The following is a 15910-nucleotide window of genomic DNA, read 5'->3' as shown; positions in this document are numbered from 1 at the left end:
CTAACAGCGAGTTAACGCCACCCTTGCAAGGCATCCGCAGCTTGGCGATAAGGGCGCCAAACCACCCCATTTTAGGAGCATCGCATGATCGGTCGCCTGAATCACGTTGCCATTGCCGTGCCTGACCTTGAGGCCGCCGCCGACCAGTACCGCACTGCGCTGGGCGCTGATGTCGGGGCGCCACAGGATGAACCGGACCACGGTGTGACCGTTGTCTTTATCCAGCTGCCCAACACAAAAATTGAATTGCTCTACCCGCTGGGCGATGACAGCCCGATCAACGGATTTCTGGAAAAGAATCCGTCGGGCGGCATTCACCATGTCTGTTACGAGGTAGAGGATATCATCGCGGCGCGCGACCACCTGAAGGCCAGCGGACTGCGGGTTCTGGGCGATGGCGAGCCCAAGATCGGAGCACACGGCAAGCCCGTGTTGTTCCTGCATCCCAAGGATATGAACGGCACCCTGACCGAATTGGAGCAGGTCTGATGGGCATCACCTCGGCCCTCGTTCTTTATGCTGTGATCTGGTGGATGTGCTTCCTGATCGCGCTGCCGATCAAGGTGCAGACGCAAGGCGATCTGGGCAAGATCGAGCCGGGCACCCATGCAGGGGCTCCGCAGGTTCACAACATCAAGCGCAAGGCGTGGATCGTGACCGGCGTGGCGGCTGTGTTGTGGTGCATCATCGCGGGCATCATCCTGTCGGGATGGATCACCCTCAGCGATATGAGTTGGTTTGATCGGGCACTCAAGCCTTTGTAATCTTGTGATAAAGATGGGTGAATGTGGCGGCCCCGATGATCGGGATCAGCAGGTTCACCAGCGGGATCGACAGTGGGATTGCCATCAACGTGCCGGCCAGCCAGATGGTGCCGGAATGGGCGCTGCGCAGTTCTTTTGCCTGCGTGCGCCCCACGCGACGCATGGCTGCGAGGGTGAAGTATTCGCGCCCCAGCAAAAACCCGTTCAGCCCCCAGAAGATGAAGATCGCCGAGGGCGGGAACATCACGTAAAGGATCAGTGCCGGGATGTTGGCCCCGATCAGCACGCCCAGAAAGTTGACCGTGTCGACCAGTGCATCGCCAAAGGACACTTTGATCGCGGGGGGCAGGTTGGGGTAGTGACGGTCTTCGACGGCGGCGGCCACTTCTTCCAGAAACATCGAGGTGATGGCTGAGGCCACAGGCATCATCAGAAAGATCGACAGCACAAAGAAAAGAAAGAACGACCCCCAGCTGATCACATCATCCAGCCAAGTGATTTCGCCGACCCACGGGACGTTCATGCTGTCGGATGTGAGCGATCCGATCAGCCAGACAAAGCCGGACGTTGCCCCGATCAGCAGGGCGATGGTCAGTGCCAGACCCAGCAAAAGGACGCGGCGAAAGCGGGCGTCGCCGATCTGGCCAAGGGCGGAAAAGAAAGAAGACAGGATCATGCGTCGACCCATTCGGTGATGGTGCTGAGGTCAGGGCGAGGGCGGTCCGGCGGCGCGCTGGTTTCGGTGCCGATATGAATCAGCCCGGCAATGCGCTCGTGGTCGGCAAGCCCAAGGTCGGCTTGCATAAATTCGCGGTCGTGGCTTGGCCATCCGCTCAGCCAATTGGCCCCCCAACCGGCCGCCAGTGCTGCGTTCAGCAGGGCCAGACAGACGGCCCCGGCGGAATAGGTCTGTTCCAGCGCGGGTATCTTTTCAGACGGTTTGTGCACTTCGATCACGGCAACGGCGAGGTGCCCCTGATCAAACTGGCTGCGCCCCTTTGTGATCTGTTCCGGATCAAGGCCAATCGCTTCGCCCCGAGTTTGTACCGCCTCTGCCAGACGGGGCATTGCCCCTTTACCCAACACGATGAATCGCCAAGGCTCCAGCTTGCCATGATCGGGCGTGCGCGTTGCTGCCCGAAGCAGCGTTTCGAGTGTTGCGCGATCAGGCACGGGTTCTGCCAGTGTCTTGGCCGGGCGCGAGCGGCGCGTCAGCAGGAAGTCGAGCGCGGCGGGGTTGGGTGTGGGCATATGTTACGCCTTTTTACATGTCTTTCCCCATGTCGGGGCTAAGCCGCGTGTCGTCAAGGGGTTAGAGGCCCAATTCCAACGCCATGCGGTCAATTTCGCTGATCAGGAAGGCGCCAAGACGCGGACCCGGCTGGCGCGAGGTCAGCGCGCGTTCCATCGGGTCGGGCGCGGTGATGGCACTGCCAGACAGCGCTTCGATCGCGGCGTGGCCACAGAAGGGCACGTAGACTTCGGAATAGCCGCCCTCGTGCACCAGAACCAGTTTGCCGTCGCAGATACGGTCCGCCAACCCTTTGATCTTCAGCGTCATCTGACGAAAGGTGTCAGCGGTGGCCAGCATCCGCGCGAGGGGGTCGATGGCACAGGCATCAAGGCCGCAGGCAACGATGATCAGGTCAGGTTTGAACGCTTCAATGGCCGGAACGGCGACCCGGTCGATGGCGTGCAGATAGGCGGTGTGGCCCGTACCTGCGGGCAGAGGCAGGTTGAGGTTGTAACCGACGCCTTCTCCACTCCCGCGATCCTCCAATGCCCCGGTGTCGAGGGGATAGTTCCCCTCTTGATGGAAGGAGAGTGTGAACACGTCTGAGCGGTCATAGAAGATGCTTTCAGTGCCGTTGCCGTGATGGACGTCCCAATCGAGCACGGCGATCTTGAGGTCTGGTTGTGCGGTCTTGGCGGCCTCAATCGCGATGGCGATATTGGCGAGCAGGCAGAAGCCCATGGGTTCATCCGCACGGCAGTGGTGGCCCGGTGGGCGTGACAGCGCATAGGCGTTTTGATGCGTGCCTGCCAGAACGTCCGCAACTGCCCGCGTGGCAAGGCCGGCGGACAGGGCCGCCAGTTCGAACCCTCCTTTCGCAAACGGGGCGTGGTGGCCGATTTCACCACCTTGGGCGTCGGACATCGCTTTGAACTCAATGATGTAGTCTGCGCTATGCACAGCCAGGATCTGATCCATTGTCGCGGGCAGGGCACTCGACACCGACACCGCATCTGTCAGCCCGGTAACGTCCATCAGGTTCTTGAGACGCCGTTTGGTTTCCGGGCTTTCAGGCAGACCGCCCGCGGCCAAGGGTTGCACAAGACCGCCCAGTGGCACGGTGAAGGCATAGTTGCCCCCGGCGTGCCACATCGTCCGCTCGTCCCAGTAAAATCCTGTGCTCATCTTCGCCCCTCAATACTTGCGCGCAAACTGGCGGAAATCGGGGGTGGACGCAACGCAGGGCAGGATTGTGCCAAAGGATGTGCTCAGCGCGCTTCGGCTAGAAGGGCGGGCACGTCGAGGGGGTCATTGACCATCTTGAGGGCACCGTTTGCGTCACGTGGCCAGTCGGCGGGTGCGCGGTCGCGGTACAGTTCGATACCGTTGCCGTCCGGGTCACGGATATAGACGGCCTCGGACACACCGTGATCTGCGGCCCCATCCAAGGGGGTGCCGTGATCCAGCACCCTTTGCAGCGCCACCCCAAGCGAGGCCCGGTCGGGAAACAGAAACGCTGCGTGATAGAGGCCCGCGGCGCGTTCGGGTGCCGGGCCTGCCCCGCGCGAGTGCCACGTGTTCAGTCCGATGTGGTGGTGATAGTCGCCCGCCCCGAGAAATGCGGCCTGCGTCCCATAGCGCTGGGTGACGCTGAACCCCAGCACGTCACTGTAAAAATGGATGGCACGCTCAAGATCGCTGACTTTGAGGTGGATATGACCGACGCGGGTGTCGGGGTGCACTTTGGCGGGCATGGCGATCCTTTTGTTTGGTAAGGCTGGTGAAAAGATAGGGTGTTCCGCCCTGCGCCAACAAGCTGCGCGTGCGCGCAGAAAGGGTGCATGGATGCGATGTGCCGCCGATACGTTCAGAACATGCTTTGCGCTGGAATCCGGACGCGCTACGCTGATCAAAAGCAATGAGGCGTGCAGACCCATGACCTTGACCCGTAGAACCGCCCTGTTGAGCATGGGCGCATTTGGCCTTGCCGCGTGCAGTACGGGCGTTGGCCCGGCTGCGGTGGCCCATTCCACCGGTGGTGCGCTACCGCCCGATCTGCGCCCGGCACCGAATGCAGCCTATGATGCGTGGGTGCGCGCGTTTCGGGCGCGCGCGGGCGCGCAGGGGCTGTCGGATGCCACGCTGTCGGCAGGGTTTCGCGGCACCGGGTATTTGCCCGGAGTGGTCAAGCGCGACCGCAATCAGGTGGAGTTTTCCCGCACGCTTGAGGATTACCTGTCCATCGCCGCCTCGGATGAACGCGTTGCCAAGGGGCGTGCCGCCTATGCCCGGCATCGCGCCACCTTGGCCGCGGTTGAGCAGCGATATGGTGTGGCGCCAGAGATCGTGACGGCGATCTGGGGGCTTGAGAGTTTCTTTGGCGAGCGGCGCGGCAATGTGCCTGTTGTCTCGGCCACCTCCACGCTGGCTTTTGACGGGCGGCGCGGTGCGTTCTTTGAAAAGCAGTTGGTGGCGGCGCTGAAAATCCTGCAATCGGGTGATGTGTCTGCGGCCAATCTCAAGGGATCATGGGCGGGTGCGATGGGGCACACGCAGTTCATTCCGACCTCCTATCAGGCGTTCGCGGTCGATTTCACCGGCGACGGGCGGCGCGATATCTGGTCGGATGATCCCACGGATTCGCTGGCCTCGACGGCCGCCTACCTGTCGCGCAATGGCTGGACCAGAGGCGTGCGCTGGGGCACGGAAGGGGCCGGGCCGGGACGGACCATCACGCCGCAACCGGGCGGGCCGTCGTTCAGCGTGACGTCCAATTTCAACGCCATCAAGCGGTACAACAATTCGGATTCCTATGCCATCGGGGTGGGTCATCTGGCGGATCGGATCGCGGGGGGCGGACCCTTGCGCGGTAGCTTCCCGCCGGATCGTTTCGGACTGACCAAGGATGACAGGATCGCCCTGCAACAGCGCCTGACGGCGCGGGGGTTTGATACGGGCGGGGCTGATGGGGTGATCGGGCCAAAGAGTCAGTCGGCGATTTCGGCCTATCAGACCAGTATCGGGCAACCGGCGACGGGGGATCCGTCTGTGGGCTTGTTGCGGAGTTTGGGTGGGTAGGCTCAGGCATGTCCCATGCTGGGACACTTGGTGGGCCATGATTTTTCAATGGGTTACAGAGGCGGATTAACCATCTGTTCAGAAACTCGGCGTTTGCCCCATACCCACCGAACGTGGCGATCTGCACAGGTTTCAGGACCGGCAATGGCCTTTTGCCTTTGCGCCTGAAGGTCTGTGATTGCGTGCAAGGCAGTGATCGGAACCATCCGTTTTCCCGCCGTCCGGCAAGGGATCAATCTCAACCTGACCCATTGCGCACGCACGAAGGGCCACTGGCCATCAATCGCAGTTGAACGCGCCAATGTCCTGGAGAATTGAGTAGGTGATGTCTTTGCGTTTCGAGAGGTACCTTGTGTCTGGCATGTCCATGTTCAGGGCAAAGACAAAGGTCTCGTCCGAACAGTCCAGCCAACCGACATACCAGCCGATATCCATGCCGTCGGCGCTGTAGCGCCAGCCGGTCTTGGAGCGCATCACCCAATTGGCATTCTGATCGCTTTTCATGATGTCCTTGGCAGCCGCATAAGTGGCCTTGGACAGCGGCAATTGTTCAAGGGCCAGCTTCGAGAGAAACTCAATTTGCTCGCTGGCAGATATCGTGAGCGTGTCATCCAGCCAGTAGGTGGTGATGTGATCGATCGAGCCTGTATTCCCGTTGCCGTATTCGAAACTGGCCAATCCTTCGGACATGATGTCCGGCCCGGCCGTCCGGGCAATGTTCTGATAGACCCAAACGGCAGAGTATTTGAACGCCGATTCCAGTGAATGGTCCTGGTTCCACCTGGCATTCCCTCTGGGCACGCCATCCCATCGAAATACTGTGGCGGGGGTGGCTATCCCGCTTTCGAGAGCGATCAGTGTGTGCGGAATCTTCGATGTCGAGGCCGGGGAAAACCGGTGTTGCGCGCGCACAGGATTGCTTGCCCAAATCTGGCCGTCTGATAGGCGTTTGACGATGATTGTTGAGTCTGCGACCTCATTGCCCGTCGCCTGAACAAGGTGCCCGATATCAAGCGCCTCGGCAGAGACCTGCGCCCTGAGGCCCTCACCCATCAAAGTGCAGGCTGACAACAGGCACAGTGCTGTCCGTGACGCTGGAGGAGTGATTGGCATCCTGCTGATCTTTGCCCCTGTTACGCTTTACCTACCGCGCGTTCCATTTCCTTGAAAGCACTGCAAGGGTTGTGAACATGTTGAACAGGTCGGAGCGCGATTGCGCCACCTCAGCCCCCGACCATCCCGATGATGTCGTAGGTCTTTTTCAGGATGGGTGCCGTAATCTCGCGCGCCTGTGCGGCACCCCGCGCCAGCACGCGGTCAATTTCGGTCACGTCATCCATCAGGCGGGCCATTTCGCTTGAAATGGGCGCAAGTTTGGCCACGGCCAGATCGGCCAGCGCGGGTTTGAACGTGCCGAATTGCGCGCCACCGTGTTCGGCCAGCACCTGATCGACCGATAGTTCGGCAAGCGCGGCGTAGATGTTGACGAGGTTGCGCGCCTCGGGGCGGTTTTCGAGCCCCTTGGCCTCGGACGGCAGGGCGTCTGGGTCGGTTTTGGCCTTGCGGATCTTTTTCGCAATCGTGTCGGCATCGTCCGTCATGTTGATGCGGCTGGCATCCGAGGGGTCGGACTTGGACATCTTCTTGGACCCGTCGCGCAGGGACATCACGCGCGTCGCCACCCCTTCGATCACCGGTTCGGTGATGGGAAAGAAATCGACCTTGTAGTCATGGTTGAACTTGGTCGCGATGTCGCGCGTCAATTCCAGGTGCTGTTTCTGATCCTCGCCCACCGGCACGTGCGTGGCATGATAGATCAGGATGTCGGCGGCCATCAGCGCCGGATAGCCGAACAGGCCCAGCGAGGCGTTTTGGGCATTCTTGCCCGCCTTGTCCTTGAATTGCGTCATCCGCTGCATCCAGCCCATGCGGGCGACACAATTGAAGATCCAGGCCAATTGCGCATGTTCGGGCACTTGGGACTGGTTGATCAGGATGGATTTTTCGACGTCGATGCCCGCCGCGATATACCCGGCGGCCAGTTCGCGCGTGTTGTGGCGCAACGCGGCGGGGTCCTGCCACACGGTGATCGCGTGCAGATCGACCATGCAATAGATCGTCTCGAATGCCTCGTCCTGCATGGACACGAACCGTTTGATCGCGCCGAGGTAATTGCCAAGCGTCAGCCCGCCCGATGGCTGGATGCCCGAGAAAACGCGGGGGGTAAATGTAGCATTTGACATCGGCTTCCTCTGGGCAAATCTGCGTCGCTGGCTTACCCATGGGGCCAACAGTCGTCAAGCAGGCCAAGCCGATGTCCTATACCCGTGAACCCAGCCCCGTGAACCCCTTGCCGCCCGCCGTGTGGCTGCTGTTTGCTGCGCTGGCACTGCCGGAACTGATTTTCAGCGCGGGCGAGGCTGGTCTGGCGGGCGGGCCGGGTGCTGTGGGCTGGCGGCTTAATGCCCTCAATGCCTATTCCTTTTCGGGAGAGGCCTTTGATTTCATGGTCGAAAAGGGCCGTTTGCTGCCGGAGCACATGCTGCGGTTTGTGACCTATCCCTTTGTGTTCGGCAGCTTCACCTCGTCCCTGTTCGCAGGTGTGATCCTGCTGGCCATGGGCAAGATGGTGGGCGAGGTTCTGGGCGGCTGGGCCGTTGTCCTGATGTTCTTTTTGTCCGGCATCTTTGGTGCGCTGGTGTTTGGGCTGCTCACCAACCAGCCCTGGCTGGTCGGGGCCTACCCGTGTGTCTATGGGCTGATCGGCACTTACACCTTTCTTTACTGGCAGCGGCAGGTGGCCAGTGGCGGCCCGCAGGGGCAGGCATTTATGCTGATCGGGGTGCTGATGGGCATCCAGCTGGTTTTCGGGATGCTGTTTCAGGTCGGCTATGCCTGGGTCGGTGAACTGGCTGGCTTTGTCGCGGGGTTTGCCCTGACCGCCTTTGTCGTTCCCGGTGGCATGGCGCGTGTCCTGTCCGCATTGCGGCGGCGTTAGCGGCGGCGCACGGCCCCTTTGATTTCCGAGAGTTTGAGCGCGCCGAACATCTGTGCCGCTCCGAAATAGCTGCCCGCCCCCAATCCGATCAAGGCCAGCAGCGCGACATAGCGCACATAGTCCGTGCCAAGTGCCGGTTTGAGCATGATGGCCGCGATCCACAGCACGGCGCCCATCGCAAGGGACGCCCCGAAAATGCGGGGCAGGCGTCGTCGATAGCGGTCATCGACGCTGACTGTGTCGCCCATGCCGCGTAGCCCCAGATACAGCAGCCCCAGCATCGCCCAGCCCGCCACGGTTGTCGCCAGCGCCGGTGCGATCCAGCCAACGATGGGCGACAGGCCGACTGCGATCCCTGCGTTGATCACCATGGCCACCAGCGCAAAGTGGAAGGGCCGCCGCGTGTCGCCCCGGGCGAAATACTGCGGCTGCACGACTTTTTGAAGCACGAATGCGGGCAGGCCCAGCCCGTAGATGGCGACGGCGACCGCGATGGCGGCTACATCGTCGGCGCCCGTCTCCCCCGTCCGAAGAGGACCGACACGAGGGGCAGTGGGATCACCATGAGCGCGATGGCCGACGGGATGGTCAGCGCCATCGCGAACTCACCCGCGCGGGAATATGCCTCGCGCGCGCCGCCTGTGTCATTCGCTTTGAGGCGGCGGGACAGGTCAGGAAGCAGAACGATGCCCACGGCGATGCCAACCACGCCGAGGGGCAGCTGATAAAGCCGGTCGGCTGCGAACAGCCAGCTGACGGCGTTGTCATATTGGCTGGCGACCAGTTGCCCGACGACAAGGTTGATCTGCATCACACCGGTAGCAAGGGCGGCGGGCACTGCGGTCCGCACCATCAGGCTCATGTCAGGTGTCCAGCGCGGCAGGCCCAGTTTCAGACCAAAGCCCGCCTGTGCCGCTGCCCCCCAGGTCAGCGCAAGCTGCGCGATCCCGGCGGCGGGAATGACCCAGATCAGCCAAGTGATCACTGTGCCGCCGGTGGCCCATGCCAGCGTCATCGCAGCAATGACAAACACGTTCAGCAGGACGGGCGCGGCGGCGGCGGCGGCAAAGCGCCCGGTTGCGTTCAGGATGCCGGAAAACAGCGCCGATAGGGACATGAAGAAGATATAGGGAAAGACAATGCGCCCATATCCGACCGTCAGATCAAAGCGGTTGTCGTCAAACCCGCCCGCCGTGGCCCAGACCAGCGCAGGCATGAAGATCATCGCCAAGGCGGTCAGCGCCAGCGTCGCCAGTGCCAGCCCATTGAGCGCGTCGCGCCCAAAGCGGGCGGCGTCCTCGTCCCCTTCCAGCTTGGCGGAAAACATCGGCACGAACGCGGCATTGAACGCCCCCTCGGCAAAGAAGCGGCGAAACATGTTGGGCAGGCGAAAGGCCGCGACAAAGGCGTCCATCAGCGGGCCCGGACCAATCAGCGACAGGATCATGATCTCGCGCACAAAGCCAAGCACGCGGCTGGCCAGTGTCCAGAAGCCCACGGTCAGGAACCCGGACATGAGGCGGATCGGTTTCATGGGTTTTGGCGTAGCCTTTGGGCGTCAGCGGCGCAATAGCATGCACCACGCCGCAGCACCCGTTCGGACGTGTCGGAATTAAAATGCAACATGGATGGAACGAACATGGCGGCGGGTGAGTTAGAGTGGGCAGGTCACGTCTGGCCGCATTAAAATGACAAGGAAGAACGACATGAACAGACTAATTTACATCATCGGGCTGGTTGTGGTCATCATCGCTGTGCTGTCGTTTTTCGGTTTGAGATAATCCAAAAAGCAGCGGATCGGGACGGCGCCCTTGCCGGTCACATATGTTGAACGAAGACATTCGTGCACTTCGCATCAGCGCCGCCATTCTGGCGACGCTCGCCACCTTCGTGGTGGTCTATTTTGCGCGTGACCTGCTGCTTCCCGTCCTTCTCGGGTTTCTGTTTGCGCTGACCCTCAGCCCCCTCAACCGTGGCGCACAGCGCGTCGGTATACCGGCGGCGCTGTCCGCGACCTTTCTGATCACGCTTGTGGCCACGGCGATTTCGGCTGTGATCCTGTTTGCGGGCGAAACGGTGTCGTCCTGGACACGCGATGCCCCGCAGATCATGCGGGAATTGCGCGTCAAGCTAAGCGGTGTGACCGAAACGATTGAGCGCGTCAAAGATGCCTCGGCAGAGGTGGAATCGCTTGCCAGCGATACTGACGCTGGGCCGCAGGAGGTCATTGTCAGCCAGCCGGGCCTGATGGACTCGGCCTTTTCCGTCGCCGCTGGTACAGCCACATCAATTGTCGTGGCACTGATCCTCGCCCTGTTCCTGTTGTCGTCTGGCGATCTGTTCTATCGCAAGATCGTGCGCGCCTTTGGTACGATGAGCGAGAAGAAACGCGCGCTCAACACTGTCTATGACATCGAGCGGCGTGTATCGCGTTACCTGCTGGCGATCACGGTCATCAACGCGGCCCTTGGCGTGTGTGTCAGTATCGCCATGTGGCTGATCGGTCTGGAATACGCCTATATCTGGGGCATCGCCGCCTTTTTGCTGAATTTCCTGCCGATACTGGGTGGGATCATCGGGTCGGTTCTGATCGGGGCCTATGCGATCCTCAGCTTTGACAGCCTGTCTTACGCATTGCTCGCCCCGCTGGTCTATCAACTGCTCAGCTCGTTCGAGGCACAGTTCGTGACCCCCTATCTGGTGGGCAAGCGCCTTGAGTTGAACACGGTTGCGGTGTTCCTGACCGTCGTGTTGTGGGGTTGGCTATGGGGTATCGCGGGGGCATTGGTCGCGGTGCCGTTCCTGCTGGTGTTCAAGGTGATCTGCGACAATGTCGAGAGCATGAAGACCATCGGCAGTTTCCTGGGCGCGGCGGACAGCGAGCCGTAGGCGGCCCTACCCCTCGGCCCGCTCGGTGCCTTCGGCGATGGCCGCGCGCAGCTTTTTCTCAAGGCTCGCCTGCTTGCTTTCCGAGAAATACTTCAGCCCGAACATGTCCTTGACATAGAACGTGTCCACCACCTGTTCGCCATAGGTCGCGATCACCGCACTGGCGATGTAGACGTTGCTGGCCGCAAGCGTGCGTGTGAGATCGTGCAGCAGGCCGGGGCGGTCGCGCGTGTCGACTTCGATAATGGTGTAGATGTCGGACCCTTCGTTGTCGAAGGTGATGTGGGTGGGCACCTTGAACGCTTTTTCGCGCTTCTTGATCTTGTCGCGGTCGCGGATGGCATCGCGCGTCACGACCTCTCCGGCCAGGGTGCGTTCGATCATTTTGCGCAGGCGCGGCAGGCGAGATGGATCAAATGGGTTGCCGTCTGCGTCCTGAACCCAGAACGCATCCGTCACGTACCCGTCCTTTGTCGTGTAACTGCGGGCGTCCACCACGTTGGCCCCGACCAGCGCCAGCGCGCCCGTCAGGCGGGCAAAGATGCCATGATGGTCGGGCATGATAAAGCAGATGCGCGTTGCGTCGCGATCCTCATCCGGGTGCAGATCTATGGCGATCCCGGATTCATCGGCGTTGCGCAGCAGTTTGGCAAAAGCCACGTGGGCGGTGACGTGCAGGCCCTGCCAATAGGGTTCGTAGTGGCGCGCCGTTTCGATCTGCAGATCCTTGCGCGGCCAGTCCGAGAGTGCCTCGCGCAGCGCCTTCTTGGCCTCGGTGCCACGATTGTCGCGGGTCAGCGCCTCCATCCCGTCTTCCAGCGCGCGCTTGGTCTGCCGGTAAAGGGCGCGGATCAGCACCGCCTTCCAGTTGTTCCAGACATTGGGGCCAACGCCGCGGATATCGCAGACCGTAAGAACACAGAGCAGATCGAGCCGTTTGACGGTCTGCACCGCCTTGGCGAAGTCACGCACGGTGCGCGGGTCGGCGATGTCGCGTTTCTGGGCCATGTCCGACATCAGGAGGTGATAGCGCACCAGCCACTCGGCGGTGTCCACGTCCTCCTGTTTCAGGCCCAGACGCGGCGCGATCTTGCGCACCATCTGCGCGCCAAGGATCGAGTGATCTTCGGAGCGCCCCTTGCCGATGTCATGCAGCAACAGGGCCACGTACAGCACCCGCCGGTTTACACCGCGTTTGAGGATGGAGGAGGCGACAGGCAGGTCCTCGACCAGCTCTTCTTTCTCGATCTTGGCCAGTTGCGCGATGCACTGGATGATGTGTTCGTCGACCGTATAGCTGTGATACATGTTGAACTGCATCATCGCGACGATGTGTTCGAATTCGGGGATGAAGGCCGACAACACCCCCAGTTCGTTCATCCGGCGCAATGCGCGTTCCGGATTGCCGTGTTTCAGCAGCAGATCGATAAAGATGCCCTGCGCTTCGGGTGTGCGCCGCATTTCGTCGTCGATAAGATCGAGGTTGGATTTGATCAGCCGCATCGCGTCCGGATGGATCAGCATCCCGGTCCGCAACGCCTCTTCGAAGATGCGCAGGAGGTTCAGCTTGTCGCTTAGAAAGGCGGTGTCGTTTTCGATGGCGAGGCGGTTGTGGATCACGGCGTAGCCGGGTTTGACCCGTGGTTTACGTTTGAACAGCCGTTCGAGCAGCGGTTCGTCCTTGAGGTGCACCGCCTCAAGCCCCGTCAGGAAGATGCGTGTCAGATCGCCCACATCCGTGGCCTCAAGGAAATAGGTCTGCATGAAGATTTCAACGCCGCGCCGCCCGGCCTTGTCCTCATATCCCATGGCATCCGCCACGGCGACCTGCATGTCAAAGGTAAGCTGTTCAGTGGGCCGCCCCGTCAGAAGGTGCAAATGACAGCGCACGGCCCACAGGAAATCCTCGGCCTTGACGAAGGTGTCGAATTCCTCGTCCGTGAACAGGCCCAGTGGCACCAGTTCTGCGGCGTCCTGCACCTTGTAGATATACTTGCCGATCCAGAACAGGGATTGCAGGTCGCGCAGGCCCCCCTTGCCTTCCTTAACGTTGGGTTCGACCACATAGCGCTGCCCCTGCCGAATGTGGCGCGACTCGCGTTCGGCCAGTTTCGCGCGGATGAAGTCCCGTTCGGTGCCTGCAAAAAGGTCGGCGCGCAGGCGCGTGTCCAGTTCATCTGCCAGCGCTGAATCGCCAAGCAAGAACCGATGTTCCAGCATGGCGGTGCGGATCGTGAAATCCTCGCCCCCCAGTCGGATGCAATCGCGCACCGTGCGGCTGGAATGGCCGACCTTGAGCTTGAGATCCCAAAGCATGTAGAGGGTCGCCTCGATCACGCTTTCGGCCCAGGGTGTGATTTTGTAAGGCGTCAGGAACAGCAGATCGACATCTGAAAAGGGTGCCATTTCGCCCCGCCCGTATCCCCCGACGGCCAGCACGGCAATCCGCTCGCCCTTGGTCGGGGTCGGGTTGGGATGCAGCAACAGATTTGCCGTGCGAAACGCCGCACCGACCAGACAATCGGCGAGATAGCAATAGGCCCGCGTTGTGGGGCGGGCGTTAAATGGGTCAGCCCGAAACGCATCAGCAATGCGCGCGCGCCCAGCCTTTTGCGCCGCCTTCAGGTGCGCAAGGATGTCAGTTCGCGCGCCCTTGGCATTGTCCGCAACAGCCGCGTCCAGCAACGCATCAAACGCGGCGGTATCAAAGATATCGCTGGCCTCACAGATCAGTTTGGGCGCAGGCGCGACAGGCGCGTGCAGGGCAATATCGCTCACAACATGCTCGTGCGGGGTCGGTGAATGCTCAGAATCCTGCCCCACCAAATCCACCGGGTGCGGGGCTTATGATGGCAACCTGGTTGTTGCGCACGGTGGCGATGGCCAGCCCGCGTTCATTGGTCCCGTCTCCGCGCAGCCGAAAGATGCCCGATGCCCCCTGAAACCCCGACCCTTGTGTGAGGGCAGAGCGCGACAGCGCATTTGCGTTGCCCCGGCTGACCAGCGCCCCGATGGCTGCGATCCCGTCAAAGGCGAGGCCTGCAAGCGGGTGGGGCGCACTGCCATAGGCGGCCTGGTACTGGTTGTTGAAGGCGATGCTTCGGTTCGGGTCGGGCAGGGTGAACCACCCCCTGAACGCCCGGCAGGTCCAGCGTCTGGGACGGGATGTCCCAGCGGGTCAGGCCGATATACTGCGTGCTGGTGGGCGACACGCCCGCCTCGGGCAAAAGCTGTGTCAGAAGGGGCAGACCGGCGGATGGGGCCGCTGTCAGGAACACGCTGTCGGCGCCGGCATTGTCCACCGTCGCCTTGATCCGTGGCACGGCGGCGATCAACCCCTGCTGGGACAGCGGGTAGTCGACGGTGCCTGCAAGCGATGCGCCATTGCGCGCGATGGCTTGCGTGATGGCGTTGCGCCCCAACTGTCCTGCCACATCATCGGCGTGGACGACGACGATGCGGTTCTTGCCCTGTGATGCGGCGTAGCTGACCAGCCGGTTGGCCGTGTTGTCAAAGGTTGCTCCAAGGACAAAGACATTGCCGCCCGCGATGGTCGGATTGTTGGAAAAGGCCAGCACGTTGACGCCTTCGGCGGCGGCTGCGACACCGGCGGCATTTGCGGCCTCGGCATAAAGCGGGCCAAGGATGATCCGCGCGCCGTCATTGATCGCAGCGGCGGCCTGATTGGCGGCGGTCTGCGCGTTTCCGGCGGTGCCATAGACACGCAGGTCGATCTCGACCCCGTTCAGATCACGCATCGCCAGACGGGCGGCGTTTTCGAGGTTCTTGGCGAGCAGGTCGTCACTGGCCTGACCCGATCCGCGCGGGACAAGCAGGGCCACGGGCACAGGTTTGGTTGCATCAATCGACGGGCCACCGCCGCCGCCTCCCAATCCGCCAAGCGCTGCCGGGTCGCAGGCGGCAAGTGCAAGGGCCGCAAAGGGCAGTATGGCGCGGCGTGTCGCCTTGCGCAGAGACTTGAAAAACGCAAACATGAAAACTCTCTCCCAGCTGTCCCGGGCGGTGCACTTCTGGCCCGCTCCATTTGGGCGGATAATAAACGTACAAAAAGGCGGGTCCAGCGTTGAATCATCTCAAGGTCGTTCTGAGCGGTGGACTGTGGTTTGTCGGGGTCCCGATCGGGACGGCGCGCGACATTACGCTCAGGGCGCTGGATGTGCTGGCCTCGGCGGACGTGCTGGTGGCAGAAGACACGCGATCCCTGCGCAAATTGATGGATATACACGGTGTTCCGCTGAACGGGCGCCGGATCGAGGCGCTGCACGAGCATTCAAAGGAGGCCGTGGTTGCGCGCCTTGTCGAACGGGCAGGTGCGGGGGAAAGCGTGGCTTATGCGTCCGAGGCGGGCATGCCGCTGATTGCCGATCCGGGGTTTGAACTGGCGCGTGCCGCACGGAGCGCAGGCGTTGCCGTCACATGTGCCCCCGGCCCGTCGGCTGTGTTGACGGCACTGGTTGTCGGGGGATTGCCCACGGATGCCTTTCATTTTGCGGGGTTCCTGCCTGCTGCCAAAAGCGGGCGCAAAGCGGCGCTGGCGGACCTGTCGGGGACAAAGGCCACGCTGGTCATGTATGAATCCCCCAAAAGGCTGGGCGCGATGCTGCGTGATGCGGCCGATGTTCTGGGCGAAGACAGGCCTGCCACAGTGTGTCGTGAACTGACAAAGAAATTTGAGGAAACACGGCACGGCACGTTGGGGGCGCTGGCACAGCACTATGCCAGTGCAAACGTGAAAGGGGAGGTCGTGGTGCTGATCGGGCGGGGGGCGCAGGTGGCTGTTAATGAAAAAGACATCGAATCGGCCCTAGAGTCAGCGTTGCGGGATATGTCTGTGAAGGATGCGGCGGCGTTCGTGGCTGAAACATTCAATGTGCCCAGACGGAAAGTATATCAGCAGGCACTTTCTCTCGCGCGAGACTGATGTAG

13 protein-coding genes and 2 pseudogenes are annotated in these 15910 nt (G+C 61.6%); 6 read left to right on the top strand and 9 right to left on the bottom strand.

Annotation, left to right across the window (positions count from 1 at the left end; translation table 11 throughout):
- Positions 1-84: 84 nt before the first annotated feature.
- Positions 85-489 (top strand): methylmalonyl-CoA epimerase, encoded by a 405-nt coding sequence (gene mce, locus ACERZ8_RS03355; RefSeq protein ID WP_407590705.1) that lies wholly within the window; start codon positions 85-87, stop codon positions 487-489.
- Positions 489-764 carry a DUF1467 family protein gene (locus ACERZ8_RS03350; RefSeq protein ID WP_407590704.1) on the top strand — a complete coding sequence of 92 codons (276 nt, stop codon included), beginning with the start codon at positions 489-491 and terminating at the stop codon, positions 762-764. Before mce ends, ACERZ8_RS03350 begins: the two co-directional genes overlap by 1 nt.
- On the opposite strand, the gene ACERZ8_RS03345 is transcribed toward ACERZ8_RS03350, so the two are convergent.
- The 4 genes from ACERZ8_RS03345 to ACERZ8_RS03330 form a co-directional block, all read right to left on the bottom strand.
- Positions 751-1440: an EI24 domain-containing protein gene (locus tag ACERZ8_RS03345; protein WP_407590702.1), complete on the bottom strand. Its 690-nt coding sequence runs from the start codon at positions 1438-1440 to the stop codon at positions 751-753. The two genes, ACERZ8_RS03350 and ACERZ8_RS03345, sit on opposite strands and share 14 nt — an antisense overlap.
- Positions 1437-2015: a nitroreductase family protein gene (locus ACERZ8_RS03340; protein WP_407590701.1), complete on the bottom strand. Its 579-nt coding sequence runs from the start codon at positions 2013-2015 to the stop codon at positions 1437-1439. Before ACERZ8_RS03340 ends, ACERZ8_RS03345 begins: the two co-directional genes overlap by 4 nt.
- A 61-nt stretch (positions 2016-2076) precedes the next feature.
- Positions 2077-3183 carry a class II histone deacetylase gene (locus ACERZ8_RS03335; protein WP_407590700.1) on the bottom strand — a complete coding sequence of 369 codons (1107 nt, stop codon included), beginning with the start codon at positions 3181-3183 and terminating at the stop codon, positions 2077-2079.
- A gap of 83 nt (positions 3184-3266) precedes the next feature.
- A complete protein-coding gene (locus tag ACERZ8_RS03330) occupies positions 3267-3752 on the bottom strand; it encodes a VOC family protein (protein WP_407590699.1) in 486 nt (161 codons plus the stop codon).
- Positions 3753-3933: 181 nt separating this feature from the next.
- On the opposite strand from ACERZ8_RS03330, the gene ACERZ8_RS03325 reads away from it, so the two are divergent.
- Positions 3934-5076, top strand: coding sequence for a lytic murein transglycosylase (locus ACERZ8_RS03325; RefSeq protein WP_407590698.1), 1143 nt, complete (start codon positions 3934-3936; stop codon positions 5074-5076).
- A gap of 279 nt (positions 5077-5355) precedes the next feature.
- Here the strand turns inward: ACERZ8_RS03325 and ACERZ8_RS03320 are convergent, their stop codons facing one another.
- A complete protein-coding gene (locus ACERZ8_RS03320; RefSeq protein ID WP_407590697.1) occupies positions 5356-6129 on the bottom strand; it encodes a penicillin-binding transpeptidase domain-containing protein in 774 nt (257 codons plus the stop codon).
- A 170-nt stretch (positions 6130-6299) separates the two neighbouring features.
- Positions 6300-7319, bottom strand: a complete 1020-nt coding sequence (trpS, locus tag ACERZ8_RS03315) for a tryptophan--tRNA ligase (protein ID WP_407590696.1) — start codon at positions 7317-7319, stop codon at positions 6300-6302.
- 38 nt (positions 7320-7357) lie between these two features.
- Between trpS and ACERZ8_RS03310 the strand changes: the two genes are divergently transcribed.
- On the top strand, positions 7358-8074 hold the full coding sequence (locus tag ACERZ8_RS03310; protein WP_407590694.1) for a rhomboid family intramembrane serine protease: 717 nt from the start codon (positions 7358-7360) through the stop codon (positions 8072-8074).
- Here ACERZ8_RS03310 and murJ read toward each other — a convergent pair.
- Positions 8071-9608: pseudogene (gene murJ, locus ACERZ8_RS03305) on the bottom strand (murein biosynthesis integral membrane protein MurJ). The gene ACERZ8_RS03310 and the pseudogene murJ sit on opposite strands and share 4 nt — an antisense overlap.
- Before the next feature lie 290 nt (positions 9609-9898).
- Between murJ and ACERZ8_RS03300 the strand changes: the two are divergent.
- Complete coding sequence (locus ACERZ8_RS03300) at positions 9899-10963, top strand: AI-2E family transporter (protein ID WP_407590693.1); 1065 nt, start codon at positions 9899-9901, stop codon at positions 10961-10963.
- 6 nt (positions 10964-10969) lie between these two features.
- On the opposite strand, the gene ACERZ8_RS03295 is transcribed toward ACERZ8_RS03300, so the two are convergent.
- Both ACERZ8_RS03295 and ACERZ8_RS03290 read right to left on the bottom strand, forming a co-directional pair.
- The gene (locus ACERZ8_RS03295) at positions 10970-13741 is read right to left on the bottom strand and encodes a [protein-PII] uridylyltransferase (RefSeq protein ID WP_407590691.1); all 2772 of its coding nucleotides are present in this window, start codon (positions 13739-13741) and stop codon (positions 10970-10972) included.
- Between the two features lie 28 nt (positions 13742-13769).
- Positions 13770-14958 (bottom strand): annotated as a pseudogene (locus ACERZ8_RS03290) (penicillin-binding protein activator).
- An 89-nt stretch (positions 14959-15047) separates the two neighbouring features.
- Between ACERZ8_RS03290 and rsmI the strand changes: the two are divergent.
- Complete coding sequence (gene rsmI / locus ACERZ8_RS03285) at positions 15048-15905, top strand: 16S rRNA (cytidine(1402)-2'-O)-methyltransferase (RefSeq protein WP_407590690.1); 858 nt, start codon at positions 15048-15050, stop codon at positions 15903-15905.
- Positions 15906-15910: the final 5 nt, after the last annotated feature.

The organism is Tateyamaria armeniaca (assembly GCF_045797845.1).
GTDB classification, from domain to species: domain Bacteria; phylum Pseudomonadota; class Alphaproteobacteria; order Rhodobacterales; family Rhodobacteraceae; genus Tateyamaria; species Tateyamaria armeniaca.
Note: the sequence above shows the minus strand (reverse complement) of the source record. Positions and strands in the feature narration are given on the sequence as shown.